21 protein-coding genes and 1 pseudogene are annotated in these 24,173 nt (G+C 70.2%); 7 read left to right on the top strand and 15 right to left on the bottom strand.

What is annotated here, in order from left to right:
- Positions 1-194 precede the first annotated feature (194 nt).
- Positions 195-806, top strand: a complete 612-nt coding sequence (locus D7X12_RS21290; RefSeq protein ID WP_120627109.1) for a hypothetical protein — start codon at positions 195-197, stop codon at positions 804-806.
- A gap of 131 nt (positions 807-937) precedes the next feature.
- Here D7X12_RS21290 and D7X12_RS44440 read toward each other — a convergent pair whose 3' ends face one another.
- Complete coding sequence (locus D7X12_RS44440) at positions 938-1,204, bottom strand: RCC1 domain-containing protein (protein ID WP_244224687.1); 267 nt, start codon at positions 1,202-1,204, stop codon at positions 938-940.
- Complete coding sequence (locus tag D7X12_RS44435; protein ID WP_244224686.1) at positions 1,167-1,706, bottom strand: RCC1 domain-containing protein; 540 nt, start codon at positions 1,704-1,706, stop codon at positions 1,167-1,169. Before D7X12_RS44435 ends, D7X12_RS44440 begins: the two co-directional genes overlap by 38 nt.
- Positions 1,707-1,838: 132 nt before the next feature.
- Here D7X12_RS44435 and D7X12_RS21280 point away from each other — a divergent pair, with 132 nt between their 5' ends.
- Positions 1,839-2,339, top strand: coding sequence for a cytochrome c (locus tag D7X12_RS21280; RefSeq protein ID WP_120627113.1), 501 nt, complete (start codon positions 1,839-1,841; stop codon positions 2,337-2,339).
- A gap of 27 nt (positions 2,340-2,366) precedes the next feature.
- Here the strand turns inward: D7X12_RS21280 and D7X12_RS21275 are convergent, their stop codons facing one another.
- On the bottom strand, positions 2,367-3,680 hold the full coding sequence (locus D7X12_RS21275; RefSeq protein WP_244224685.1) for an FHA and sigma-54 interaction domain-containing protein: 1,314 nt from the start codon (positions 3,678-3,680) through the stop codon (positions 2,367-2,369).
- Positions 3,681-3,863: 183 nt separating this feature from the next.
- Between D7X12_RS21275 and D7X12_RS45100 the strand changes: the two genes are divergently transcribed.
- The 3 genes from D7X12_RS45100 (at position 3,864) to D7X12_RS21260 (ending at position 10,598) form a co-directional block, all read left to right on the top strand.
- Positions 3,864-6,494, top strand: a complete 2,631-nt coding sequence (locus D7X12_RS45100) for a DUF4781 domain-containing protein (protein ID WP_120627108.1) — start codon at positions 3,864-3,866, stop codon at positions 6,492-6,494.
- A 141-nt stretch (positions 6,495-6,635) separates the two neighbouring features.
- Positions 6,636-9,620: a serine/threonine-protein kinase gene (locus tag D7X12_RS45095; protein ID WP_120627107.1), complete on the top strand. Its 2,985-nt coding sequence runs from the start codon at positions 6,636-6,638 to the stop codon at positions 9,618-9,620.
- 9 nt (positions 9,621-9,629) lie between these two features.
- On the top strand, positions 9,630-10,598 hold the full coding sequence (locus tag D7X12_RS21260; protein WP_120627106.1) for a serine/threonine-protein kinase: 969 nt from the start codon (positions 9,630-9,632) through the stop codon (positions 10,596-10,598).
- 55 nt (positions 10,599-10,653) lie between these two features.
- Here D7X12_RS21260 and D7X12_RS21255 read toward each other — a convergent pair whose 3' ends face one another.
- The 10 genes from D7X12_RS21255 to D7X12_RS21210 all read right to left on the bottom strand — a co-directional run bounded on the left by D7X12_RS21255 (position 10,654) and on the right by D7X12_RS21210 (position 20,517).
- On the bottom strand, positions 10,654-11,532 hold the full coding sequence (locus tag D7X12_RS21255) for an RNA polymerase sigma factor (protein ID WP_120627105.1): 879 nt from the start codon (positions 11,530-11,532) through the stop codon (positions 10,654-10,656).
- The gene (locus D7X12_RS21250; protein WP_120627104.1) at positions 11,529-12,278 is read right to left on the bottom strand and encodes an SDR family oxidoreductase; all 750 of its coding nucleotides are present in this window, start codon (positions 12,276-12,278) and stop codon (positions 11,529-11,531) included. The genes D7X12_RS21255 and D7X12_RS21250 overlap by 4 nt, the downstream gene beginning before the upstream one ends.
- Before the next feature lie 113 nt (positions 12,279-12,391).
- A complete protein-coding gene (locus D7X12_RS21245; RefSeq protein WP_120627103.1) occupies positions 12,392-13,165 on the bottom strand; it encodes an Imm49 family immunity protein in 774 nt (257 codons plus the stop codon).
- 26 nt (positions 13,166-13,191) lie between these two features.
- Positions 13,192-14,274, bottom strand: a complete 1,083-nt coding sequence (locus D7X12_RS21240) for a hypothetical protein (RefSeq protein ID WP_120627102.1) — start codon at positions 14,272-14,274, stop codon at positions 13,192-13,194.
- A 44-nt stretch (positions 14,275-14,318) separates the two neighbouring features.
- Positions 14,319-15,674 (bottom strand): TIGR02270 family protein, encoded by a 1,356-nt coding sequence (locus D7X12_RS21235; protein WP_120627101.1) that lies wholly within the window; start codon positions 15,672-15,674, stop codon positions 14,319-14,321.
- A gap of 8 nt (positions 15,675-15,682) precedes the next feature.
- Positions 15,683-16,267: an imm11 family protein gene (locus tag D7X12_RS21230; RefSeq protein WP_120627100.1), complete on the bottom strand. Its 585-nt coding sequence runs from the start codon at positions 16,265-16,267 to the stop codon at positions 15,683-15,685.
- 30 nt (positions 16,268-16,297) lie between these two features.
- Positions 16,298-17,410, bottom strand: coding sequence for an AHH domain-containing protein (locus D7X12_RS21225; protein WP_120627099.1), 1,113 nt, complete (start codon positions 17,408-17,410; stop codon positions 16,298-16,300).
- Between the two features lie 53 nt (positions 17,411-17,463).
- Positions 17,464-17,895 (bottom strand): DUF6484 domain-containing protein, encoded by a 432-nt coding sequence (locus tag D7X12_RS21220; protein ID WP_244224684.1) that lies wholly within the window; start codon positions 17,893-17,895, stop codon positions 17,464-17,466.
- Positions 17,896-18,010: 115 nt separating this feature from the next.
- Complete coding sequence (locus D7X12_RS21215; protein ID WP_120627110.1) at positions 18,011-18,478, bottom strand: DUF4150 domain-containing protein; 468 nt, start codon at positions 18,476-18,478, stop codon at positions 18,011-18,013.
- A gap of 215 nt (positions 18,479-18,693) precedes the next feature.
- Positions 18,694-20,517 carry a hypothetical protein gene (locus tag D7X12_RS21210; RefSeq protein ID WP_120627098.1) on the bottom strand — a complete coding sequence of 608 codons (1,824 nt, stop codon included), beginning with the start codon at positions 20,515-20,517 and terminating at the stop codon, positions 18,694-18,696.
- Between the two features lie 298 nt (positions 20,518-20,815).
- On the opposite strand from D7X12_RS21210, the gene D7X12_RS21205 reads away from it, so the two are divergent.
- Both D7X12_RS21205 and D7X12_RS21200 read left to right on the top strand, forming a co-directional pair.
- The gene (locus tag D7X12_RS21205) at positions 20,816-21,598 is read left to right on the top strand and encodes a GNAT family N-acyltransferase (RefSeq protein WP_120627097.1); all 783 of its coding nucleotides are present in this window, start codon (positions 20,816-20,818) and stop codon (positions 21,596-21,598) included.
- An 80-nt stretch (positions 21,599-21,678) separates the two neighbouring features.
- On the top strand, positions 21,679-22,389 hold the full coding sequence (locus D7X12_RS21200) for an iron-containing redox enzyme family protein (RefSeq protein WP_120627096.1): 711 nt from the start codon (positions 21,679-21,681) through the stop codon (positions 22,387-22,389).
- A 5-nt stretch (positions 22,390-22,394) separates the two neighbouring features.
- Here D7X12_RS21200 and D7X12_RS21195 read toward each other — a convergent pair whose 3' ends face one another.
- Together D7X12_RS21195 and D7X12_RS21190 are read right to left on the bottom strand one after the other, a co-directional pair.
- On the bottom strand, positions 22,395-23,453 hold the full coding sequence (locus D7X12_RS21195) for a helix-turn-helix transcriptional regulator (RefSeq protein ID WP_244224683.1): 1,059 nt from the start codon (positions 23,451-23,453) through the stop codon (positions 22,395-22,397).
- Positions 23,454-23,573: 120 nt separating this feature from the next.
- Positions 23,574-24,173 (bottom strand): annotated as a pseudogene (locus D7X12_RS21190) (hypothetical protein); the annotation flags it as partial.

The raw sequence follows: 24,173 nt of genomic DNA, 5'->3' as shown, positions 1-24,173 counted from the left end.
GAGGGCCGCTGACGGGGGGGGCGCTGGGTGTCAGCGTGTCGCGACGATGAACAAGCGGGGACAGTCTGCTGTGTCATGGGTTGCCCATGTCTTGCCTGTGCCGCCTCGGTCTTGAGTTCCGCCGGGCCCTCACGGCGGGGCCTGCGTGTTTCCGCCGCGCTGGTCGGCGCAGGAACGATTCGGTATCAAGCGGCATGTCCCTGGTGCCCCAATCCTATACAGCCCTCCCCGGCGCGCGGTTCCAGCCCCTGGCCACCGAGCTCGGCCTCGAGCGCTACAATCTGCTCGAAGTCAGCGACGATTCGGTCAACTACGAGGACCTCTTTGGCGGCAACGAGGTCATCTTCGGGGTCCACGAGGGCACGCTCACGCTGAGCGGACCGACCTACGTGGCCAATGAGGACCCGATGGTGTGCGTCATCGAAGGCGATCTGATCGTCGATGGCCCGCTGGTGATTCGCGACGACCTCTACGTGCCGCTGTGGATCAAGGGCTCGCTGATCGCCCGTGACCTGTTGCTCAGCGCCGACGCCCAGGTGTTCATCGAGGGCGACCTCAAGCTGGCCGGCAACCTCGTCACGGATGGCACCGACGCGACCCACCTGGTCGTCCACGGCGAGGCGCAGGTCGGCGCGTGGCTGCGGCCAAGCCACCGCGGCGCGATCTACCTCCCGGAATCCGTGCCCGCCCCCATCGAGGGCGATGCCCTGGCAGCGCGGCTCGCCCCCACGCTCGTCCCGCGCGGAAATCTCCGGCTGGCCTTGTGCGAGCACGTGCTGGCGGGCCAGCCGCTGCTGCGCGACTGACGCGCGTGACGGTCAAAGACCGTGTGTGTGCACATCAGGCTGGCAGACATGGCCGTGCTGGAAGGTTTCCTGGAAGATGCGGGCCCCGAACCCATGTGGGCCCGGGGCCTCGTCTCATGAAACACGCGGGTTCAAGGCAACAGCAGGGAGCGCTCGGGAACGACCGCAAACGCGGGGATTCCATGGCCGAGCTGGCCACTCGAGTTGTCGCCCCAGGACCAGACCGAGCCATCCGAGAGCAGGGCCAGCGAGTGACCTTCGCCCACCGCGATGCCGGACACGCTGGAGTTCAGGGGAACCTGTACCTGCACGGGGCTCCAGCTCGTGTCGACAGCGCCGTCGCCCAGTTGCCCCTGGTCATTATCCCCGCCCGACCACAAGGGGGCTCCGGCCGTCATGGCGCACGGCCATGGAGTGGAACGCCCCCGCCGCGACACTGGCGACGCCCGTCAGCCCCAGGACCTGGACGGGCGTGAGCCGGGTGAGGGTCGTGCCGTCGCCCAGGCCGCCATAGATGTTCAAGCCCCACGCCCACACGGTTCCATCATCGCGGACCGCCAGGGAATGGGCGGCGCCGCCGGCCACGTCGGTGATGCCACTGAGCCCCAGCACCTGCACGGGCGTGTCGCTGTCCGTCGTGGTGCCATCCCCGAGCTGGCCCTCCGAGTTGCTGCCCCAGGCCCAGACGGTGCCATCGTCGCGCACCGCCAGCGCATGACCCGACGTCGAAGCGATGCTCACCACGCCGGACACTCCTGGGACTTGCGCGGGGAGGAGCTGCCCGCTGAAGCCGCCCCAGGTCCAGACGGTGCCGTCATGGCGCAGCGCCACGGAGAAATAGTTGCCCGCCACCACCGCCACGGCGCCGGTCAGTCCTTGCACCTGCACGGGTGTCGCCAAGGAGGTCATCGTGCCATTGCCGAGCTGTCCGGGACATTTATCGGCAAGGTCCAATTCCGTTTCTGATTGGACGGGTTTGGGGATGGTAGATTTCGGTTTGAAAGACCTGACTCGCATTCAAAGGTGCACATGATGAAGACATTACGAACCGGCCTTCTCGCGAGCCTCCTGACGCTGGGGCTCGTCGTGCAGGCGGGAGCCGCAGAGCCCACCAGCGCCAAGAAGCCCTCCAAGACGTCCAAGACGTCCAAGACGTCCCTGCCCGCGCCGGACTACCTGCCCGCCGAGGCCCGGGCCACGCTGCGCAAGAAGATGACTCGCCACGGGCAGGCGATGACGGACCTGATGCTCGGCGTCATGCTGCTCCAGTACGACGCGGCCAGCGCGGCGGCATCGCGCATCGTCAACGAGCCGCGCATCGCCCGCCCCGTGCCCGGCGAAGAGGGAGAGAGCGAACTCAACGCGCTGTTGCCCGAGCGCTTCTTCGTGCTCCAGGACGAGGCGCGCAACCGCGCCCAGGCCGTGCAGGAGGCCGCGCGGAAGCGCGACGACGCAGCGCTCGCGGAGAGCTTCGGCCGGCTGACGGAGACGTGCGTGAGCTGCCACTCCGCCTACACGAGCTACCGGAAGTAGCCCGCGCTCGAAGGCCCGTCGCGGCGCCTACCCGAGCCCGTGGCGGTTGATGAGCCGGTGCAGGTACGCCCGGTCGATGCCCGCCGCCCGGGCCGCCGCCGAGACGTTGTTGCGGTGCCGCTCCAGCAGCGCGCACACGTAGTCCCGCTCGAAGGCCTGGAGCAGGTGCTCGCGCGCCTCCTTGTACGGTGCGTCGCGCGCAAGGCCGGCGGCGGAGGGCGCTTCCGGTGTCGAGGGAAGCTGCGCCAGCGCCACCGGCATCCCCAGCCGCACCACCCGCTCCACCACGTGCAGCAGCTCGCGCACGTTGCCGGGCCAGTCATGGGCCATGAGCAGCGCGCGCGTCCTCGGGGACACCAGTGACGGAGGCTCACCCAGCCGCGTGAGGGCCTCGTCGATGAGCTGCGGAATGTCCTCGCGCCGCTCGCGCAGCGGAGGCAGCCGGAGCCGCACGCCCGCGAGGCGCTGGTAGAGGTCCTGGCGGAAGCGCCGCTCCGCCACCTCGTGCGCCAGGTCCTTCTGGCTTGCGGCCACCACGCGCACGTCCACGGTGCGGTACGCGTCCTCGCCGAGCTTCTTGAGCTCGCGCCGCTCCAGGAAGCGCAGCAGCCGGGGCTGGGACTCCAGCGGCAGCTCGCCCACCTCGTCGAGGAACAGCGTTCCGCCCTGGGCGCGCTCGCACGCGCCCGTCCTGCCTGGTGTGCCCGCGCCCAGCGCGCCTTCGAGCTGGCCGAAGAGCTCCGCTTCGATCCGCCCGGGCGGCGTCCCCGCGAGGTCCACCACCACGAAGGGGCCCGGGGCCCTGGCGCTGGCCGCGTGCAGCGACTCCGCGCACCGCTCCTTGCCCGTGCCCGTCTCTCCCTCCAAGAGCACGTCCGCGGAGGTGCCGGCCAGCCGCTCCAGCACCGTGAAGAGCTGGCGCATGGCGAGGCTCTTCCCGTGGAGGCCGCCCCACCTCGTCGCGCTGGAGGACTCCGGCGCGGTGGCGGGGCCTTCGACGGGGGCCAGCAGCAGCTCACTGCGGCCCAGGCGCACCACCGCTCCCGGCCGCAGCTCCAGCACCTGGAAGCGCAGCCCGTCGCAGGAGCTGCCGTTGCTCGAGCCGTTGTCGGTGACGCGCACGCCGTGTGCCAGCACCTCCACCAGCAGGTGCGTCCTCGACACGGTGGAGTCCTCGAGCCGCAGCTCGTTGCCCTCCTCCTTGCCCACGCGGTAGGTGCCCCGCTCCAGCAGCAGCTCGCGCCCCGTGCTCGGCCCGGCCACCACCAACAACCGCAGCCGCATGGGCGGCACGGGCGCGGGCGTCAGCAGGTCGGTGGTGGGTGTGGGCCGCGGTGACACGGCCGCGACGGTAGCACGCCGCTCCCCCCTCCAACCCCCGGCGCCCGGGTGTGGACTGGCAGTCACACCCCCTGGCCGCACCTGTGGCCCCTCCGTCACATCCGCCCGAAGACCGATGCCGGGGGCCGCGCGAGTCATGACACACCCGTTGCCGCAGCAAGCCAATACGAGGGGGAGTTCGAGATGATCAACGAAGTGAAGAGCAGTCAGCCTGTCCAGTCCACGGGCGGTGGGGAGTCCCTGGCGGACGCAGCAGCAGCGGCTCGCAAGGCGGCGGAGGCCGCGGCGGAAGCGGCTCGCAAGGCCGCCGAGGCCGCCGCGCAGGCGGCGAAGGCCCAGGACGCGAAGACGGCCCAGGAGCTGGAGGCCCGCGCGCGCAAGCTCGCGGACTCGGCGGCGGAGGCGGCTCGCAAGGCGAGCGCGGCGGTGGACCGCATGGCGGCGATGCTGGAGAAGCAGAAGAAGAAGGGCGTCCCGCCCTCGGCCGCGCAGAACACGCTGCTGACCCGCGCCCGGCTGGAGCTGATCGACGCGAAGGCCTCGGCGGCGACGGCCCGGGGGTCCGCGGCCTCCGCGAGCGCCGCGGCCTCCGCCCCTCGCGCGGACCGCTTCGAGCGGACGAAGGCACCGGCCGCCACGGCGCCGGCGAAGCCCACCACCGCCACCGAGCGGATGGTGGCCACGAAGGACTCACAGCTCGAGCGCGTGGACGCGCTGGACGCCCGTTCCACGGCGCAGCGACTGGCGCGCGTGGATGCGGCGGACGGCGCCGCCACCGCGCTCGCCCACCAGAAGCTGCCGCCGGACAGCCAGGCGGTGGTGCTCACGAAGCGCTCGCCCCAGGGGCTGGGTGAGGCGTGGGCCAAGACGCTCCACGGGCTCGTCGGCCCCGGCAACCCCGCGGCGCTGGACAAGCACCTGGCCACGAACCAGCACACGATTGACTCGCTCGCGCGCTCGCTGTCGAGCGGCATCCAGGCCACCGCGAGCACCCGGGCCTCCACCCCGGAAGGCGGCCTGTGGTCCGAGCAGCTCTACCGCCCCGTCATGTCCGCGCTGAAGGCGGATCACCCGGACGCCACGTTCGCGCTGGTCGCCGCGCGCAACCCCGTCGGCAGGTCCCGGGATCCGGAGACGGACGTCGTCATCGCGATGACGCACAAGGGCCGCGACGGCCAGCCCACCACCGAGTACTTCTCGCTGGAGGCCTCCGGGCTGAGGGACAGGGACATCAGCTTCTTGTCGCGCGTGCGCAGCGCCGTCACGGACCCGGCCCGGCCGGAGCTGGCGAAGGGCTACCAGGCCGCGGCGACCACGCTGGACAAGGAGGGGGACTTCCCCTCCAGCCTCGAGCCCGGTGAGTCCGCGGCGGACACCTTCGGGCGGGCGGCGGACTTCAGCGGCCAGAGCGCCTTTGATCCGGTGCTGCGCATGCCCGTCGAGCAGCAGGTGGCCGTCCTGCGCCAGATGGGCAAGGACGGCGGGACGACGGACCAGACCCTCTACGGTGGACTGCTCCAGCGCGTGGCGCTGAAGCCGGAGGACGTCATCATCGCCGCCGAGGCCGACCACCTGGCCACGGGAGCGCCCATGCCCAATGCCCTGCGCTCGCGCGTGGACGTGTCGGGCACGCCGGGGCTGAACAAGTCGTACAACTTCATCGACAAGAACGCGGACGTGGCGCTCGCGCCCCTCTTCACGCGCTACACCGAGCTTCGCGGCGACGCGCCCCGGGCCCTGTCCGGTGACACGCTCACCGACACCGTCGCCTTCGCGCTCCAGCAGAAGCCGTGCGCGCCTCCGGACGAGAAGCTGCTGGACAACCTCCGGAAGCTGCCGCTGGTGGGGGGCTTCCGCTCGCTGGTGGATGTGGAGAAGTGGCCCCGCTACGACACCAAGGCGCAGGCCATCATCAAGCCCGTGCAGAAGCAGCTCGAGCAGCTCGGCGGTCCGGAGCCGAAGGTGACGGTGGTGCCCATCGTCTACAACGCCCCCGAGCAGGGCATGGTGCAGCTCTCCCTCTTCCGCGTGCAGGGCCAGGACGGCCACGAGTACTTCGTGGACAACACGGGCGCCTGCTACCGGGGCATCGACGACTGGAAGCAGAACAACAAGCTGCCTCCGGGCCGCGTGACCTATCCCGCCAACGGCCACCTCCCGGTGCCGGGGGAGAAGCCGCGCCTCGTCACGGAGAACACGCACGCGGTGGTGGACACCTGGGGTGAGAAGGTCGTCTCGTTCCTCGACAGCTCGGCGCTGGTGGGCGGCGTCGTCCTCACGGGCATGGCGGTGTTCGGCACGGGCGGCGCGGCCGCTCCGGTGGCGGGCCTCGTCATCGGCGCGTACAGCGCGGGGCGCTCGGGCGACAAGCTCTACACGCGCGCCACCCACGGCGAGTCCATCAACCCGCTCACCTCGCCGGAGTCCCGCGCGGACTGGCTCAGCGTCATCAGCGGCGCCGCGGGCGTGGGCGGGGCGTTGGCGCGTCCGCTGGGCGCTTCGAGCAAGGTGGTGGGGGCCTTCGGTACCGTGGAGAGCGCGGCGGGCGCGGCCACGGCGGCGGATGCCGGCTACCAGCTCACCACCGACTGGGACAAGCTGCCTCCCGAGCAGCGGCTGGCCCATGCGCAGGCGGTCCTCTTCTGGGGAATCAACACGGCCTCGAAGAAGCCCGCGGCCACCCCGGAGGCCGCGGCCCCGGCCCCGGTGGACGGCGCCCCCTCCACCGGCGCGGATCCGCTCACGCTCCAGACGCCGGTGCCCGTCGGCACCGGCCAGCCCCCCTCCAGCACGCGCCTCGAAGTCGCCCCGTAGCGGCGCCTTCAGGGACGGGGCGGCGGGCAGCGCGCTGGAGGAGGGGCTCATGCACCTCCTCCAGGAGCGGGCCCCCGCCTGGCAGGCTGTTCCCTTCAAGACTCCGGGGGGCTGCCCGGGTACATTCGGCCGGCCCATCCGATGGAGGACCTCCCGCTCCCGCAGCCAGGCGCTGAACCTGCCTTCCCCCGGGGAACGGCGCTGGGCCGCTACGTGCTGCTGGAGCGGCTGGGGGCTGGCGGCATGGGCGTGGTGTACGCCGCCTACGATCCGGAGCTGGAGCGCAAGGTGGCGGTCAAGCTGCTGCGCTCCGATGCCGCGGACGCGCGCGCCGCGGACGAGGGCCAGTCACGGCTCCTGCGCGAGGCGCAGGCCATGGCCCGGCTGTCCCATCCGAACGTGCTGCCCGTCTTCGACGTGGGCGTGGTGGCGGACCGCGTCTTCATCGCCATGGAGCTGGTGGAGGGGTGCGACGCGAGGCAGTGGCGCGAGGCCGCCGCGCGCAGCTGGACGCAGGTGCTCGCCGTCTACCTGCAGGCGGCCCGGGGCTTGTCGGCCGCGCACGCCGCGGGGCTGGTGCACCGGGACTTCAAGCCGGAGAACGTGCTGGTGGGCGCGGACGGGCGCACGCGCGTGACGGACTTCGGCCTGGCGCGCGCGGAAGCGGGGGGCCCCAGCACCCTGATGGGAAGCTCCTCGCTGCACTCGCGGGTGACGCAGGAGGGCCGCGTGCTGGGCACCCCCGCGTACATGGCGCCCGAGCAGTGGCGCGGCGAGCCTCCGGACGCACGCGCGGATCAGTTCGCCTTCTGCGTGGCGCTGTGGGAGGCCCTCACCGGACAGCGCCCCTTCGAGCCTGACGGAGCCGGCGGCGCGCGCCGCGTACCGGTGCGGGTGCGGCGGGCGCTCCTGCGGGGACTGGCCTCGTCGCCGGAGGGGCGCTTCGCGTCCATGGCGGAGCTGGTGGTGGCGCTGGAGCGGGCCACCCGGCGCAAGGGACGCGTGCTCGCGGGGGTGACGGTGGCGGTGGGCGCGCTCGCGGTGACGATCGCCGTCCTCGTGCCGGGGCGCGCCGCGCCGTGCAGTGGCGTGCCCGCGCGCGTCGAGGCGGTGTGGGGCGCGCGGGCGGCGGCCCGGCTCGAACAGGCCTTCCGCGCCACGGGGGAGCCCTACGCGGGGGACGTGTCCGCCACCGTGCGCAAGGGGCTGGACGCGTATGCGTCAGGATGGCGCCGCGGGTACACGCAGGCCTGCCTCGCCACGCACGAGCAGGCGCAGCCGGAGGCGGTGCTCGCGCCACGGATGGCGTGCCTGGAGCGGCGCCTCGGCGAGCTGGAGTCGCTGGTGCAGGTGCTCTCGGAGGCGGACCGCGCGGTGGTGGCCCGCGCACCTTCCGCGGTGGAGGCGCTCACCTCGCTGGAGGGCTGCGAGGACGTGTCGGCGCTGCTCGGGCAGGCGCCGCTGCCCACGGGCGGCGAGGCCCGCGCGCGCGTGGAGGCCGTCCACCGCCGGCTGGGGCAGGCCAAGGCGCTGCTGGACGCCGGACGCTATGCGGAAGGCGTGTCCCTGGCGCGAGAGGTGGAAGCGGAGGCCCGGCGCGCGGGACACGCGCCCGTGCGCGCGGAGGCGCTGGCGCTGCTCGCGCGGCTGGAGCTGGCCGCCGGGTCGCCGGACGCGGAGGCGAAGCTGCTGGAGGCGCGCTATGCCACCGACGCGTCGCGGCTGGACGTCCTCTCCGCCGAGACGGCCCTGCACCTCGCGTCCTTCCTGTGGATCCGGGGCGAGCGCGCCCGCGCCGAGGAGTGGTGGCGCCACGGCGAGGCGACGGTGAGCCGGCTGGGGGGGGACTCGCGCCTGGAGGCGCTGCTGCTCAACCAGCGGGCGATGATGTACGCGCAGTCCAACCGCTACCCGGAGGCTGTCGAGCTGACGCGGCGGGCGCTGGCCCTGCTGGAGCGGCGGTATGGCCCGGACCACCCGGCGCTGGCGGATCCGCTGTTGCGGGCGGCGCGCTACTTGAGGACGGGGCACGAGCAGGAGGCCCTGGGGCTCGTCCGGCGGGCGCTCACGCTGCGGGAGCGGGCGCTCGGGTCGGCGCACCCCGACATGGCGGAGGTGTGGAGGACGCTCGGCCAGATTGAACGCGACCTGCGACACCCGGCCGCGGAGCTGGAGGCGCAGCAGCGCGCGCTGGACCTCCTGGTGCGGGCGCTGGGCCCCACGCATCCGCGCGTCGCGGGAGCCCACTGGACCCTGGCCTCCGCGCTGGAGAACTCGGGGCAGACGCGGCGAGCGCTGGAGCACCAGCGGCGCGCGGCCGACCTGCTGGAGCAGGCCCATGGGGTGCTGCACCACCAGGCCGCCGTGGCGCGGTTCTCCGCCGCGCAGCTCGAACACAAGCTGGGACAGGTGCGCCCGGCGCTCGACACGGCGCTGACGGTCATCCAGCGTCTGGAGTCCGTCCACGGCGCGGGCAGTCCGCTGCTCATCGAGGAGCAGTGTGGCGTGGGCGCGTTGCTGGAGACGCTGGGCGAGGACGCCGCGGCCCTGGAGCGCTTCCGCCGCGCCGAGCGTGCGGCGGCGACGTGGGACAACCCGAGCCAGGCGGCCTGCGCGTGGCTGGGACAGGCGCAGCTCCAGCTCCGGCTGGGACAGGCGGCCCAGGCCCGGGCGCTGGCGCAGAAGGCGCTGGGGGGACTGGAGCACCACCACGGCAGCGGCCATCCGGAGCTGGCGGGTGCGCTGAGCGTGCTCGCGCGCGTGGCCCTGGCCGAGGGGCGGCCCGAGGAGGCGGAGGCGCATGCACGGCGCCTCGCGGAGTGCCTCGCGGCCTTCGCGCCCGGCGCGCCGGAGCACGCGGAGGACCGGCTGTTGTTGGGGCTGGCGCGGCTGCGGCAGGGCGCGCGCGAGGAGGCGCTGGGGTTGCTGCGAGAGGCGCTGCGGCTGCGGCAGGAGAGGCCAGACCACGCGTTGAGCCTCGCCGAGGCGCGCTTCGAGCTGGCGCGTGCCCTGGGCGCGCGGGTGGAGGAGGCGCGGGCGCTGGCGGTCCAGGCGCGCGGCACCTACGCGAGCGCGGAGGCACGGCCCGCGCTCGCGGAGGTGGAGCGCTTCCTGGGCAGGCCATAGAGTCGCGCCGTGGCCGCGGGCTTCCGGCGAGGGCGCTTCTTCCTGCACACCCGGCTTGGCGCCGGGGGCATGGGAGAGGTGTGGCTGGCGCGCGAGGCCACGGGGCCGGGCACGGGCGCGACGGTGGCGGTGAAGATGCTGCTGCCGCATCTGGCGGAGGACGCGCGCTTCGTGAGCCTGCTGCGGCACGAGGCGGCGCGGGCCGCGATGCTGAGCCACCCGGGCATCGTCCGGGTCCGAGGCCTCGAGGAGGCCGACGGCAGCCTGCTGCTGGTGATGGAGCACGTGCCGGGCCCGTCGCTGAGGTGGGTGCTGGAGCGCTCGCGAGCGCTGGGCCGGCCGCTGCCCGCGGGCTTCGTGGCACGCGTCATGACGTGCGTCTGCGAAGCGCTCCACCACGCGCACCAGGCGGGCCTCGTGCACGCGGACGTGGCACCGGACAACGTGCTCGTCACCCCTTCGGGCGACGTGAAGGTGGTGGACTTCGGAGTGGCCCGGCTGCTCCACGCGGAGGACGGAGCGCCGAGGGCGGGCCGGACGGGTTACACCGCGCCCGAGGTGCAGGCGGGTGAAGTGCCGCGCGAGCCCGCGGACCTCTACGCGCTGGGAGCGATGCTGCGGGAGCTCGCGGGTGCCAGCGACGACGCCGAGGCCCTGGAGCCGCTGGCGCGCCCGGCGCTGGAGGCGGATCCCAAGGCCCGTCCCGCCAGCACGCTCGCGCTGCGCGAGGCGCTCGCGCCAGGGGCCGCTCCGTTCGACTCAGACAGGCTGGGCCGCCACGTCACCCTCCTGCTCGCCTCGGAGCCACCCCGTCCCTCGCAGCCAGGAGGCGCCACCACCACGGGCGTCATCCCGTCCGGAGCTCCCGCTCCAGCCACCCCGCCCACACCGCGCCCATGGGCCTGGAGGGGAAGGGTGCTGGTGCTCGTCGCGCTGGCCTCCGGGCTCGCGGTGCTGGGCCTCCTGCTCGACAGGTGAAACGCACAACGGCCCCCTCACCCTCTCAATGCCGACGGAAAGTGACCGGGTCGCATCAGATGCCGAAGAACGTGCGGAGGGTGTCGTTCTGGAGGACTTCGTCGACCACCTTCGAGCGGCTGACCTGGAGCGGGTGCTCCAGGAAGACCCGCTGATGGAGCTGCTCCACGGTGTCGATGACCTCCGACGATTCGCTGCGCGTGAGGGCTTCGATCCTGTCGACGTAGTCGGTGTTGAAGACGAGGTGCTCCGGGTCCACCGCGCCGCTGCGCACATAGCTCCGGGTCTTCTTGTGGCACCGGCACGGGTTGGCCAGGTTGACGAGCCCGCAGCGCTGGTTCATCCAGCTGTACAGGTCCTTGCGCGCCCGGGAGAGCCGGACGCGGAAGTTGCCCGGAGAGATTTCCAGGATCTCCCCGCCGAGCTGATGGTCCACTCCGAACAACTCTCCGAGCACGTAGGTGATCCGCTGCTCACGGTCGAGGCACATCAACATGCCCGTCGTGCAGCGGATCCGCAGCTCCTCGACTGAACGGCCGGCGTCCCGCAGCTCCTGCGGAGTCAACGCCTCGTCTGGAACCGCCGCGATGGCGGAGAAGTAGGTCTCGAAATCGTCGACCAGCACCTCCATCCCGCGCCGGCGGCTCTTCAAGAGGTGATTGACCGTGAGGCGATAGAGCCAGGTCCGGAAGGCACTCTCCGCCCGGAAGGTGCGCAGGGACGTGATGACCTTCACGAAGACCTCCTGGGTGAGGTCTTCTGCGTCCTCCCGCCCTCCGCACATCTTCAGCGCCAGGTTGTAGACGAAGGGCTGGTGCCGGGAGACCAGCTCGCGCAGCGCGTCCTTGCTGCCGTCGACGGCGCGCTCCACGAGGCCGCGGTCGCCGTCGGTGTCGTACCCGGGGTGGAAGGGATTGTCGGCACGCAATTTCATACCTGGCGCAGGCCTCCGTCGACCTCGAGCTCCGTGCCCGTGACATACGACGAATCGGCAGCCGCGAGGAACAGGACGGCGCGGGCAATCTCCTCGGGGCGGCCCCAGCGCTTCACCGGAATCTGCGCGGTGATGCCCTCACCCGCGGCCTTGAGCTGCTCGGGAGGCAGGCCCAGCTTGCCCCACAGCGGAGTCTCGATGGCGCCGGGGCATACGGCATTGACGCGGATCCCCCGCGGGGCGAGCTCCGCGGCGGCCACCCGGACGAGTGAACGCAGCGCGGCCTTCGTCATGCTCAGCACGCTCGAGCCCTCGAAGCCGATGTGATGGAGCCACGACGTCGTCACCACCACCGACGCGCCCGCGTTGAGGTGGGGAATGGCCTGCTGCAACGTGTTGAACGTCCCCTTCATGTTCACCGCGACGAGCTCGTCGAACAGCGCCTCGGTGGTGTCGGACAGGGGTGCCAGCTTCACCACCGCCGCGTTCGCGAACAGCACGTCGATTCCGCCGAAGCGCTCGTGGGTCTCCTGAAACAGGCGCTTCAGGTCCGCCACGCGCGTCACGTCCCCGCGCACCGCATGGGCGTTCGGCCCGAGCGACTTCAGCGTCTCCGTCAGGCCCTCCTCCGAGCGCGCGAAGACGACGACCTTCGCCCCTTCCTCGGCGAGCAGCCGCGCGGTGACAAGTCCGATTCCGCTGGTACCCCCGGTGATGACCGCGACCTTCTGCGCGAACTTCTTCATGTGCAACCTCCCGTGTTCAAGTTGGAGGTTGGACCCCCCGGCGGGCGGGGTGTTACAGACCGGATTCAATTCATTTTTCCCGCATTCGCTGCTCCCCCCGCGGCAGGCGGGGCTCAGTCCTCCAGGGGGCGGGTCCAGGCGTCCTCGGGGAGCGGGCCCGGAGGTCGTTGCCGGGCGATGGAGGGCACATGCAGGTACTCCACCTCGGTGGGGATGCTCTTGCGCTCAGCCAGACGCACCAGGGCGAGCCCCTCTACCGAGAAGCTCCACTCGGTGGCGAGCAGCTCATCGGCGACGGTGCGGCCCTCCGACAGCTCCTCCATGCGGTCCCGGCGCTCGGCCAGGAAGCGCTCCAGGGACTCGTTGAAGCTCTCTTCGTGGGAGCGCAGCAGGGCGCGGCACAGCTCCAGGCGGATGTCCTCTGCCCCCTGCAAGGCCTTCTCGTATCGCTCAAGCAGGGCCTCGCCCTGGGCCGGGCTCGCGTCCAGGAAGAAGTGCTGCATGAGGAACTCGACGAAGAGGAAGTCCTCCTCGTACTCCACGTCCTGGGCCCACGTCCGGCGGGACCGGCGGGCAATCCCCGCCGCGCCGTCGAAGTCGCCCGCGCCCAGGGCATCGAAGAACGGCAGGGCCTGGCTCGTGCGCAGCGCGTCCTCCGGCGCCTGCTGGAGGTAGTAGAGGAAGGCGCGCCCGCTGCAGTGCAGGTGGCGGTGGAACCCCTCGGGCAAGCCGGTGAGAAATAGCGTCGCGATGCCCGCGATGCGGAAGTTGCCGCAGAAGGCGAGCATGCCCCGGAACGACAGCTGCCCGGCCAGCGCCCGCGGCAGCACGTCGCGGTTCTCCTTCAGGGCATTGCGGATGTGGATGGGCAGGTGCTCGGGAGCCATGGTCTCACCAGGGGAAGGAGTCAGGATCACTTGAGGCGGAGCAGGACACAGCCGGCGTCCCCCTGCTCCGAACTGGAGGTGATGAGCGCCCGGCCCGTGGGCGCATGCCCCCGTGTCAGGTCATGGACGGCGAGGCAGATGCCCAGTGCTCCGCTCGCGGCCCCCGTATCTCCCACCGCGGTCGCAGGGTAGTGGTCCGTGATGTCCTCCAGGGAGTCCTGGAGCCGGACGAGAGCATGGCCCCAATCACGGGACTTCCACTCCTCTCCGTTCAGGTCCAGGTAGACGTCTCCCTGGAAGCGCTTCCCGGCTGGCGCTGGTGGCAACACCTGTCGGATGCAGGCCGTCAGTCCCACGCCCACGTTCGGCGTCTCCGCCCGCGGATGCGCTTCCTCTCGGCCCACCGCGACGCCCGCGAGCAGGACGGCGCCCCCGGCTTCCCGGCGCTGCGCGGCCGCTGGCGTCTCCACCAGCAGGCACACCCCCGCCTCGCCCGGCATCAGTCCCACCGGCCGGTCCGCGGTCTTGAGCCGGTTGCTGGCCGCCAGCGCCTCCAGGCGGCTCGGGTCCAGCAAGGAGTCCACCGCAATCACGAGCACCCGCTCCAACCCGCCCGCCAGCAGCTGTTGCGCCTGCTGCAAGGCCGCCGCCGTTCCCACATGCCCCAGCGCCACCACGCGCAGCGACTGGGCCGGGACGGGCAGGCGCCACGCCTGGAGCAGTGGCTGGAGGAAATGCTTGAGGGTGAGCGACTCGGCCCGCTCCACCGGAAGCTGGAGGGCGGCGCTGGGGTGGGGTGTCACCGCCAGGACCGCGGTCTGCTGCCAGAAGCGGGGCCCGCCAGCCCCTGGAAGCCGAGCGCTCTCAAGCAGGTCTCCCAGCGCCCCCCGCGCCAGCCGCATCCAGCGCCCCATCCCCATGAAGCCCTCGGTGAAGCCGTGGATGGGATGCCCGGTGAGCGGAACGGCTGCCTGGGACTCCTCGTCCACCACCCGGAAGTAGGGCACGGGCCGGGGACGGGTGATGCTGGCGCGGATGGCGGCGGCCGCCGAGGGCGCGCTCCGGCCCACCGACGTCACCGCCCCCAGCCCGGTGATGAGGGCCTCCATGGTGGACTCTCTCTTGCTCAGGGGTGGGACGGTGCGCCCACCCCTCAATGGGTGATGAAGCTGGAGAAGGAGCGTGACACGGCCTCGGAGGCGACGAGGCGCTGGGCGGCGAGCCTGCGGGCCTGCTGATAGGCCCAGCCTCGCGTGTCGAGGTGGAATGCGCCACGGGTGCGGACCGCCAGTTCCCAGGCCAGCACGGCCCTGCGGTGCATGGGCTCGCTCATCAGGGCCTTGAGTGTGGCTTCGGGCGTCCAGGGCGCGCCGCGGAGGTAGCGGCGCCCCGGCTCGAAGCGGGAGCGGGCCTTGCTCCACCAGGCCTCCACGGCGCCGGCCTGCCATTCCCCCGGCGCCATGGTGGGAGGAGGAAAGGACCCCGTCCGGGCGGGCACCTCCGGGAGCGTTCCGCCGTCTTCATCCTCCCCGGCGGGCGGCGGCGCCCCCACGTCCGGTGGCATGCCGGTGATGGCGGCGAATGCCTCGGCGGCGAGCGCGCCGCCGCCATTCCTCAGCACCCCCAGCAGGGCTTCGGCGGCCACGCGCTGTCCGCTGAACCCCAGCGCCCACACCGCGGCGTCGCGCAGCTCCGGCGAGGAGAGCGCCCGGATGAGCACCTCCCAGTCGGAGGCCTCCCCCCCGGTGGCGAGCGCCACGAGGGACAGGCCGCCTTCCGGAGTGCCTTCTGCGGTCAGCTGCCGGCACCGGAGCCATGCGTCTCTCAGGCCCAGCACGAGCCCTGTGCGCAGCGCCGCATCGAGCACGGCTCCGGACTCCCGCAGCCCGCGCTGCACGAGCGGCACGGCCACCGCGCGGTCCATGAAGCGGGCGGCGCGAAGGGCCGCCGCCAGCTCCGCGGGCGCCTCGTCCAGGCCGGAGCCCTGCAGCAGCGCCGGAGGGACATGCCCGAGACTCGCCAGGCAGTCGAGCGCGGCCGGCCGCGACTCCGGCTTCAGCTGGGACAGCCTACCCGCCAGTTCCTGCGTGAGTCCCGCCCGTTGGCTGAGCCCCGCGGCTCGCAGCAGGGCCTCGGTCGTCTCCTCCGGCCCCTCCACCAGAAGCTCCCACACCGCCCGGTCCGCCTCGGGGGCCCCGAGGCCCAGCAGGACCTGACCCGCGGCACACAGACGCCCGCGCTCCTCGGACTGGAGGGCGGGCACCAGCAGCCTGGGGATGGCGGCGGGCGCCGCGAGGGCAAGCCCCTCCAAGTGCGCCCGCAGCCGCCACTCCTCGCCTCCGGCCACCTCCGCGAGCACGAAGTCGGGGGAGCCCAGCGCCAGCTCCCACTGCGTCCACAGGAAGGCCGCCTCGTCGAGGTGCTCCCCCACGACATCCCACCGGATGTCCGGGCGGAGCGGAGCGGAGCTGGATGCTGGATGCGCCCCAGGCGCCTGAAGGATGCTCATGAACGCCGCTAGCTGCCGAACGGCAGCTTCGTCCAGTTGATGTTGGTCATCCCCCGGTCGAAGATGGCCTGGGCCAGGTCCGTCCTCACCAGGTACTCGCTCGGGTCGTGCTGGATGCGGAACAGCGGCGGCGCCTCCGCGACCTTGTCGTGCTGTAGGACATACTTGTTCACCCGGATGACGTTGGTGGGGTCGTTCTTGTCCCAGAGGATTTCGCTGGCCTGAAGGTCCAGGCAGTCCACCGAGCCAAGCAGGTTGACGAGGAAGTAGTCCCGGCTCCGCACGCGCTTGCGGTGGTCGTAGATGGCCAGGGGCAGGTACTCGATTTCCTGGTGCTGGCAGTGCTCCTGGAGGATCTCCGTGAACTCCTTGCTGGCCACCAGCATGCTCCGGGTGTTGCCCAGCAGCGACGAGAGCTTGATGCCCGGGTTCTCCGAGTTCATGAAGAGCTTCGCGTCCTTTGGCCAGTCAGGCGCCAGGGGAACGCCCTCGTGGACGCGCCAGGAGTACCGGTCGATTTTGTCCACGAAGTTGTCGAACAGGGCCAACTCCTCGTCGTCATCCCCCATCGTGTCCAGGTGATAGAAGTTCATCGGTCTGTGCTTCCTTACGTGTGGACGATCCTAGGTAGGCCTGAGCTTGGCGGGCAGTTCCTGGAGCTTCTGGAGCTTCTGCTTGAACGCCTCAAGATCTCCTTGCTCCTTGAGCTTCCTGAGCTCCTTGAGCCTCCTGAGATCATCGACGGAACTGTCCAGCCCCAGTTCCTTCATCAAGAGCCCCGCTTCGATGATTGCATCACGGAGCCATTTTGAGAGTCCCTCGATGCCCTGCTTGCCCATTCCCTCGGGGGGCGAACTGGTGCTGGCCCCAACCTTTTTGCGAATCTCATCCCGCTGGGCCGCAGCCACCTTCTGTTGAGCCGTGGCCGCATCCCGTTGAGCCTGGGCCTGGCTCCGGCTGGCCGCCTCGCGCTCCTTGTGGATCGCGGCCCGTCCCAAATGGCCCTTCTCCTCGTTGCCCTGCAGCATCTTCTGCTGCCGGTTGGCCTCCTCTTCGCTCCTGTTCGCCTCCTTCGTATTCGCCTTTGAGTCCTTCTCGTTCTTTCTGGCCTCCTCCTCGTGCTTGTCGACGTCCTTTTTGAGGGGCTTGAGCATCTTGTCGAGTTCCTTGCGCACGTAGGAGCTGTACCGGAAGTGGCTGGGCTGGGAGGGGGTCTTCTTGTGCTTGGGGAGGGCGAGCGCGAAGGCCTCCCCCTTGCTCATGGGCAGGATGAGCATGTTGATCTTCTCGTTGAGGTTGTACTCCTCCTCCATCAACCCCTTGCGCACCAGGGCGACGATCTCCGCCTTCATCGCGGACTCCTTGCCCACGGCGTTGATGGCGGCCGACAGCTCGTGGTTGGGGACCACGTGGTGGCACTCGAACGAGTAGGGGATGCTGGCGCTGGTCGTGAAGTTGGCCCCGTCCAGGTCCCAGCTCGTGCCCGCCGGCGGCTGCTTCGGCGCGTCCGCGGGCCACTTGAAAAGGTTCTGCCCCTCGCGTCCGGGCTCCTGCTTCGTCAGGGTGAGGCCCACTACCCGTGCATGCCAGCGGTGGCTGCAGGGGTTTCCGAGACTGTAATCGCTGACATGCCTGTTGAGGCAGGACTTGCCACCCTGGGAGAAGTGGTACTTGCCGATGTTCAGGTCGTCCAGGTGCCGCTTTTCCGACGGGGACGGCTTCTTGGGCTCCGCCATGAGATTCCTCGTGGGCAATGGCTGCTTGCGCGGGACGGTTGGCCGCCACCACGTCAGTTGATCTGCACCTTCCCGCCCTTGATCTTCTGTACCTGCTCCGCCTCCGTTCGCACGTTCACGCCCCGCAGCACCACCTGGCCATCGCGGCGCAGCGTCAGGCTCGCCTTCCCACAGCGGAGGACCACCTCTTCCCGCCCCTCGATGACCACCCTCTTGCCATCCACCCGCGCTTCCACGGGGACGCGGGACAGGGAGTCATCCAGGATGCTGTCGATGAGCGGGGTGGTGCTGGGGGCCTTGATCAACCCCATCACCAGTGGGAGCGCCGGGTCTCCGTTCTCGAAGAGCAGCACGGCCCCCTGCCGCTGGCGGACGGCCTCGGCCGCCGCCTCCGGCGCCAGCGCCAGGGTGCTGCGCGCGGACAGCGACCCGAGCCTGTTGCCCGGAAAGTCCACCTGCAGGTTTCCCTGCGAATCCGCTCCCACGACCCATCCGACGCGCGGCTCCGAGATGCGCTCTGCCTCCTTGGATGGGAAGGAGGGGGTTCCTGTTGGCCGAGGGGCTGTCACTGTCGTGCTCCTGAGTTGACCGGGGTGCGCGCTACTCGAGCGGGTGCTTGCAGAACTTGCACTCGGGCTTCTCCGGGCTTCCCCCCATGGCAATGACAGGCCCCTGCATGACGGGGAAGGGCGGCGTGTTCTTGTCGTTGTGGAGCATCAGGTCCATGGCGCGCGCCACGTTCTTTCCCTCGAACTGGACATCGAAGGAGAAGTTGACGAACTCGGCCTTGCCCTTCGTCTTGCTGGAGGCCACGCCGCCGCCAGCGGTGCCCGCCTCGTCGCCGGTGCTTGTCTTGAAGTTGGAGTCCTTGACGCACACGGGGTTGCCAGCCACGGACACCTTCTTGGTGCCCTTGTCGGTGTCAGAGGACTGGGCAACGTTGGGGTACGGAATGGGGACGGGCCCGGCGGGGCTGGGCGTCTTGCACACGTCTGGGAAGGCCACAGTGACGCCTCCGCTGTCCTTGGTCACCACGGACAGCTTGTTGACACCTGTATTGACGGGCATGGCGTCCACCTCCGAAAGGACGCCAGAATACCTCACCAGGGCCACGCGGCGCGAGCCGTCCCCGGGGCCGCCCGGGAGCGCGCCTGGCAGGTGCGGCAATGGGCCTTCACTGCTGCACTGACGCTTTGCCCTCCTCCATGCCTGGTGGCCGGGCGATGACACTGAACATGGTGAGGACAAGAGTGCTATCGCCCGTCGCTTCATGCTCCTGCCCGCTACTGGAACTCCTTGCGGGGCCCGACGGAACTCCAGCTGACCTTCGCGTCCCGCGTCTTGAAGACGCCCTCCAGCACCTCGTGGTAGCCGCGGCGCAGCTTCTCCACCTTCTTCAGCGCCTCCGCCCACTCCCGCCCTTCGCCTTCCGTGAAGAACCTGGCGATCGCCGCGAGCGCCTGCTTGATGCCGTTGATCTCCCCCTGGGTATAGCCGTTGGTGAACGCCGAACGCGTTCGGACCAGCGACAGGAACGTCACCACGTCATCCGCCACCATGGGCGGGATGTCGGCGTAATACATGGCGATGAAGGCAGCGAGCTCGTCCTTGGAGCCGCCCAGGAAGTTGATGTTGCTGGGATCGATGTGCACACCGCTGAGGATCTTGCAGTAGGCGCGCATCACGTCGCGGATCGCGCCCAGCTGGCGCACGTCAGCCACGGACGGGATCTCGTAATAGACGGTGTACAGGAGCTTGTTGCGCTGCTCCTCGTTGCCAAGGATGAACGATGACGCGCCGAGGATGTCGAGGTTGTGCGCGCTCCGGTCGTCCGCCTGGAAGGTCTTGCGCAGGCCAATCGCGGCATCCTTGACCCAGGCATGCTTGTTGTTCTCGCGGAAATGCCAGCCTTCGTCGTAGATGAGCTGGAGGTCCTCGGACTTGATGGCGCTGTCCGTGAGCAGCTTCTTCGCGCCGATGGTGGCCGTCGCCGGGTCCTGTCCAATGGCGTAGACGTAGACATCCACGTCCGTATGCTCCGCCTTCAGCGTCTTGAAGTCGGTGTCCGTGTAGACCTTGAGGTGGAGCTTCCCACCCATCGTGGTTGTGAGTTCGGTCGACGAGACACCGCTGATGAGCTTCGAGACCTTCTGACTGCCGGAAGGCGTGTACCCCGCTGAGCCGCCTTCGATGAGCTTCTTGGTGTGGTGGAGCAGGGTGTTGGGGAGGATGCGCGGCGCGGAGCGGGCAATCCAATGGACCTGATGCCCGTAGCGCAGCGCCTGCTCAATCCCATCAATGGCGGCGTTGGCCCCCTGGATGACGATGTTCAGGTTCTTCTTCTGCGTCGTCACCAGGAAGCGCATGAGCTGGTCGAGGTCCAGGATGTCGGGTCGCTTCTCCCACTCCGGAGGCATCTTGAAGCCCCGGTCAGGCTTCATGTAGCCGCCCCCGCCCATCGCCAGCATCACCTCCCTGGCCTCGATCTTCTTGGCCGCCTTTTCGAAGATGTCGTCGTAGGTGAGGGTGAACAGGCCCGTCTTCCGGTCGAACTGGATCTTCGTGCAGAAGCCATGGTTGCGGGTGAGCCCGCGCACCTTCGCACGGGCGATGACGTCTGCCCATTCATCATGGAAGTCTTCCCGCCGGGTATATCCCTGGGACTGTTTGAACAGGCGCCTGGTGTCCTGGTAGTCCGGCGCGGCGAAGTATGAACTCCACTCCTCGGCGATCTGCTCCTGGCTCAGGGTGTTCTCGAGGGAGGACAGCGGGCGGGTGCTGATGATCTGCCGGGTATGGTTGACCGGGTAGTTGCCGCCACGCCCGAGCATCTGGGCGTACCCGTGGCCGTGCAGCGTGTCCCACGGATCGAAGTACCCCACGAGCGCGGTCTTGGAGAAGTCCACGGCGTCTGAATCCAGATGCCGTTGGAGCAGGGCCTCTGGCGTTTCCTGCACGGACGGGCGCTTGACGTGCTCCTTCATCAGCGGTGTGAGGACCTCGCGGTACGCCTGTTTCTGCTCCTGGCTCAGCCCTCCGCTCATGCGCGCGGCGAGGTAGTACATCGCAGCGGAGCCGGCGCCGATGATGGCGAGATCAAATGGCATGGGCGGAAGCCCTCCTGGCGCGGATCGTTCCCGCAGGGCACCTCCCTTGCTTACACGGGCCGTGCCACCACGAAGGTCCTGGCGACCCTTCGTACGCTTCCAGGCGTCAAGGCGAGCTGCGCAGCGCCCCGAGGCCGTGCGCGCGTCCTCACGGGACGCGGCTGCGTCCCAAGGTCTTCAGGAGGGACTGCGGCCCACGGCATCTGGAGGCCGCCTGCTCGAACTCGGGCCACCGGCGGCGAATGAACGTGGGAGGTCAGCGTGACGCTGGCCCTGCTTCGCTACCGGGAGAAGAACGATGACGTGCATGCACTGGCGTGTGGCCACCACGCAGCGGGAAATCGATGACGCGGCTCGCCTCCGCTGGGCGGTCTTCGGAGGCGAGCTGGGATTGCTGTCCGGGCAGCCGTCGCCGTCGCGGCGGGAGGTGACGAGCCTCGACACGCTCGACACCACGGTGCACCTGCTCGTCTATGCCGACACCGAGCCCGTGGCGACGCTGCGGCTGTTGTTGCCCAACCCGGAGCTGGCGGCGCGCCTGGGCGGGACGGTGGGCATCGACCTGGAGCAGCGGGTGGACCTGTCGGGGGTCATCCAGCCGGAGATGGTGGTCGCGGAGCCCTCGCGCTTCTGCGTGCTGGAGCCGTGGCGGCGCTCCGAGGCCGTCACGTGCCTGCAGGCGGGCCTCTACGTGGAGAGCCGGCGTCGCGGGGTGACGCATTTGATTGCCTCCGCGAACCTGGACACGGACTCGCACGAGGACGCGCTGCTGTCGATGCGGGTGGCGGCCTCCCGGGGTTGGCTGAGCCCGCGCTGGCGGGTGGACGTGCCCGACCCGTGGCAGGCCCCGGCGCAGCCCCGCAGCCCCTTCTACACGCCGGAGGAGCGGGCGAAGGCAGAGCAGGGGACGCTGGAGGGACTGCGGATGCCCAGGGCGCCCTCGCTCTTTGCCCGGTCGCTGGGGGCACGCTTCATCGCGGAGCCGCTCTTCGACACGTATTTCCACTGGTTCACGCTGCCGCTCATCATCGCGCTCGATGAGGTTCCGGCGGACTCCGTCGCGCGCTTCCTCGCCGTCTAGGCCCGGGGCGGTTTCTTTCCTTCCCTTCACCTTCAACACACAACAACCGGGAGCCTGGCGCGCCCGGACGGGAGACGTACGTGCAAACACAGACGGAGATTCAGGCGGGGACGAAGTGGGTGGCGTTGCTGGACGCGGAGGCGCGCGGGCTGGTGGCGGCCGTGGATGCGCATCCTGACGCCTGCCGCGTCTTCAATGGCACCATCGACGCGGCGGGCTACATCCACTACCTCATCCAGACGTATCACTATGCCCGCTGGAGCACGCCCATCCTCGGAGAGGCGGGGGAGCGGCTGAAGCGCCTGGGCCGGCACCCGGAGCTGGCGGAGCTGTTGATCCAGAAGGCGGGCGAGGAGCGCGGGCACGAAGCGTGGTTGCTGTCGGACCTGAAGAACCTGGGGTGCTCGCAGGAGCAGGTGGAGGCGGCGGCGCGCAGCCCGGCGGTGGATGCCTATACCGGGTGGAACTTCTTCACGTCGCGCTCGGGCGTGCCGACCGCGGTGCTGGGGACCGCGTACGTGCTGGAGTACCTGTCGCAGACGCGGGCGGGCGTGGGGGCGGAGCGGCTGCAGGCGGTGGCGGCCATCCCCAACATCCACAAGGCGGTGACCTTCCTGCGCAGCCATGGGGCGCTGGACGGAGACCACGTGGCGGAGATGGCGAGGATCCTGGAGCGGCTGACGGACCCGGAGGAGCAGGCGGCGATCCTCTTCTCGGCCCGGGCCACCCGGAGCATCTACCCGGGCATCTTCCGGGAGGGTGACTCCTCCGGCCTCCCCCTCGCGAGGTAGCGGCTTCAGACGGGCTTGTTGAGGCGGGCGGCCTGGTAGATCAGGTCCGCCCGGCCGTCGATGCCCAGCTTGTCGCGGATGTTTCGCGCGTGGGTGTCCACGGTCAGGACCGCGATGCGGAGCTCACTGGCGATCTGCTCGTTGGTCCAGTTGCGGAGCTGGTACTTCGCGACCTCGGCCTCGCGAGCGGTGAGCTTGCGCCGCATGTCGATGGGGAGCGGGATGGACATGGGGATCTCGTTCATCAGGAGGGCCCAGCGGCGCGGGCCCTCGCCAGCGGGCAACTCCACGAACCGGACCGTGCGGTAGCCATCCGCCTGGAGGGAGACCCAGACGTTCTTCTCCAGCCGCGCGTCCGCGTCCAGGCGGACCAGGGTCTCCAGCCGTTCCTTGAGGGGGAAGGGGAGTCCGGAGGCGTGGCGCTCGGAGGGCGCGAACCACCGCTCCAGGAGGACGGTGGCGTGCGCAGAGCGCCGCACCTCGCGGGAGGAGGACTCCACGATGAGATACGCGGTGTCGGGGCGACCGTGGAGCTCTTCGAGCAGGTGGGCGCCGGTGGTCATGGCCTGGACGGCCGTGCAGTTTCGCACCGCGTTCACCAGGTGCGGGGTGAGGCTTCCGAGGACGGTGGCGCACCGGGAGGGGTAGGCGCGTCGCCGGGTCCGGTAGAGCGCGAGGGCGCCGAAGAAATCGGGGCCGAGCGGGAGGAGGATGGCCATGACGTGCTCCAGGCTCGGCTTCAGCTCCCGGCTGCGCTGGTAGAGGAGGCTGTGTTCATACTCCTTGCGAGGGAGCATCTCCGCATCCCGCAGGACCACGTTCGGCCGGGCGAAGATGGGGGCCCGGACGAAGTCATGGTCGGACACGGACGCATACTCCTCCAGCAGGGGGATGGGGTGGCCCGGGACCAGCCATTGGAAGTCCAGCACGGGCGTGGTCCGCATGAGGCACAAGGCCATGGTGTCGGACGGAGCCAGCTCCAGGAGGGGCGCTCGCGTGGCTTCGAGGACCTGGGAGATGGACAGGGAGCTGTTGAGCGCCGAGATGACCCTGTCCCTGAGCATGAACTCTTGAGAATTGAGATTCATTGAGGCGGACATCGAACCAGACATCCGCCCTTCCGGGGTAGGCCACGCTGTGGGTTTCGGGGGATTGACAGCGGAGGGCGGTTTGCGTCAGCCGCCTCAGGGCGTGGTGAAGACGCCGCTCAGGGCATCCGCATGCCCGATGGGCAGGAGGTATTGGGTGGAGCCCCGGCGACTGAGGTCGAAGGAGGGGGCATCAATGGCTGTCACCCGCAGGTAGTGCATGAGGCCCGGCGACAGCAGTCCCGGGGGCAGCCGGACCTGGGTGAGCGCGCCCGGGACGTAGACGTATCCCCGGTTGCGCGGCGAGTAGGCGCCCTGAGCGTAGACGGTCACCCGATAGGCGGAGGGTGTACCCAGGGTCGGTGCCTGCCAGGCGACGACGGGGGTGAGCGAGCCCACCTGCAGCGAGGTCGTGGCATCCACTCCGTCAAGGGTCAGTGACCGGGGCGGAGAGACGCGTGGCTGCACGGGCCCGGCGACGAGATCCTCCAGCCGCTCCTGCGTGAACATGAGACCCAAAGCTCCAAAGCTACTCCCGGAGCCGGCGGGTATCGGCAGCCAGACCCGGAACGGATACTGGGCGTAGCCCACGCTTCCCCAACTGGAGGGGTACGGGTTTCCGTACGTCAGCGGGCGCGTGAAGTCGGACGCGCTGCCCTCGGGAAGTCCGAGGGTGAACACCTCCCCCGCGTAGCC

It is taken from the genome of Corallococcus sicarius, from assembly GCF_003611735.1.
Classification (GTDB): domain Bacteria; phylum Myxococcota; class Myxococcia; order Myxococcales; family Myxococcaceae; genus Corallococcus; species Corallococcus sicarius.
The sequence above is the reverse complement of the archived record's forward strand: the minus strand, read 5'-3'. Positions and strand labels throughout refer to the sequence as shown.

What these genes read in the sequence shown, in the direction of transcription:
- D7X12_RS21290 (WP_120627109.1), top strand. Translation starts at nt 195, where the DNA reads ATGTCCCTGGTGCCCCAATCCTATACAGCCCTCCCCGGCGCGCGGTTC.
- D7X12_RS44440 (WP_244224687.1), bottom strand. Translation starts at nt 1,204, where the DNA reads ATGACGGCCGGAGCCCCCTTGTGGTCGGGCGGGGATAATGACCAGGGG.
- D7X12_RS21280 (WP_120627113.1), top strand. Translation starts at nt 1,839, where the DNA reads ATGAAGACATTACGAACCGGCCTTCTCGCGAGCCTCCTGACGCTGGGG.
- D7X12_RS45100 (WP_120627108.1), top strand. Translation starts at nt 3,864, where the DNA reads ATGATCAACGAAGTGAAGAGCAGTCAGCCTGTCCAGTCCACGGGCGGT.
- D7X12_RS45095 (WP_120627107.1), top strand. Translation starts at nt 6,636, where the DNA reads ATGGAGGACCTCCCGCTCCCGCAGCCAGGCGCTGAACCTGCCTTCCCC.
- D7X12_RS21255 (WP_120627105.1), bottom strand. Translation starts at nt 11,532, where the DNA reads ATGAAATTGCGTGCCGACAATCCCTTCCACCCCGGGTACGACACCGAC.
- D7X12_RS21250 (WP_120627104.1), bottom strand. Translation starts at nt 12,278, where the DNA reads ATGAAGAAGTTCGCGCAGAAGGTCGCGGTCATCACCGGGGGTACCAGC.
- D7X12_RS21245 (WP_120627103.1), bottom strand. Translation starts at nt 13,165, where the DNA reads ATGGCTCCCGAGCACCTGCCCATCCACATCCGCAATGCCCTGAAGGAG.
- D7X12_RS21240 (WP_120627102.1), bottom strand. Translation starts at nt 14,274, where the DNA reads ATGGAGGCCCTCATCACCGGGCTGGGGGCGGTGACGTCGGTGGGCCGG.
- D7X12_RS21235 (WP_120627101.1), bottom strand. Translation starts at nt 15,674, where the DNA reads ATGAGCATCCTTCAGGCGCCTGGGGCGCATCCAGCATCCAGCTCCGCT.
- D7X12_RS21230 (WP_120627100.1), bottom strand. Translation starts at nt 16,267, where the DNA reads ATGAACTTCTATCACCTGGACACGATGGGGGATGACGACGAGGAGTTG.
- D7X12_RS21225 (WP_120627099.1), bottom strand. Translation starts at nt 17,410, where the DNA reads ATGGCGGAGCCCAAGAAGCCGTCCCCGTCGGAAAAGCGGCACCTGGAC.
- D7X12_RS21215 (WP_120627110.1), bottom strand. Translation starts at nt 18,478, where the DNA reads ATGCCCGTCAATACAGGTGTCAACAAGCTGTCCGTGGTGACCAAGGAC.
- D7X12_RS21210 (WP_120627098.1), bottom strand. Translation starts at nt 20,517, where the DNA reads ATGCCATTTGATCTCGCCATCATCGGCGCCGGCTCCGCTGCGATGTAC.
- D7X12_RS21205 (WP_120627097.1), top strand. Translation starts at nt 20,816, where the DNA reads ATGACGTGCATGCACTGGCGTGTGGCCACCACGCAGCGGGAAATCGAT.
- D7X12_RS21195 (WP_244224683.1), bottom strand. Translation starts at nt 23,453, where the DNA reads ATGCTCAGGGACAGGGTCATCTCGGCGCTCAACAGCTCCCTGTCCATC.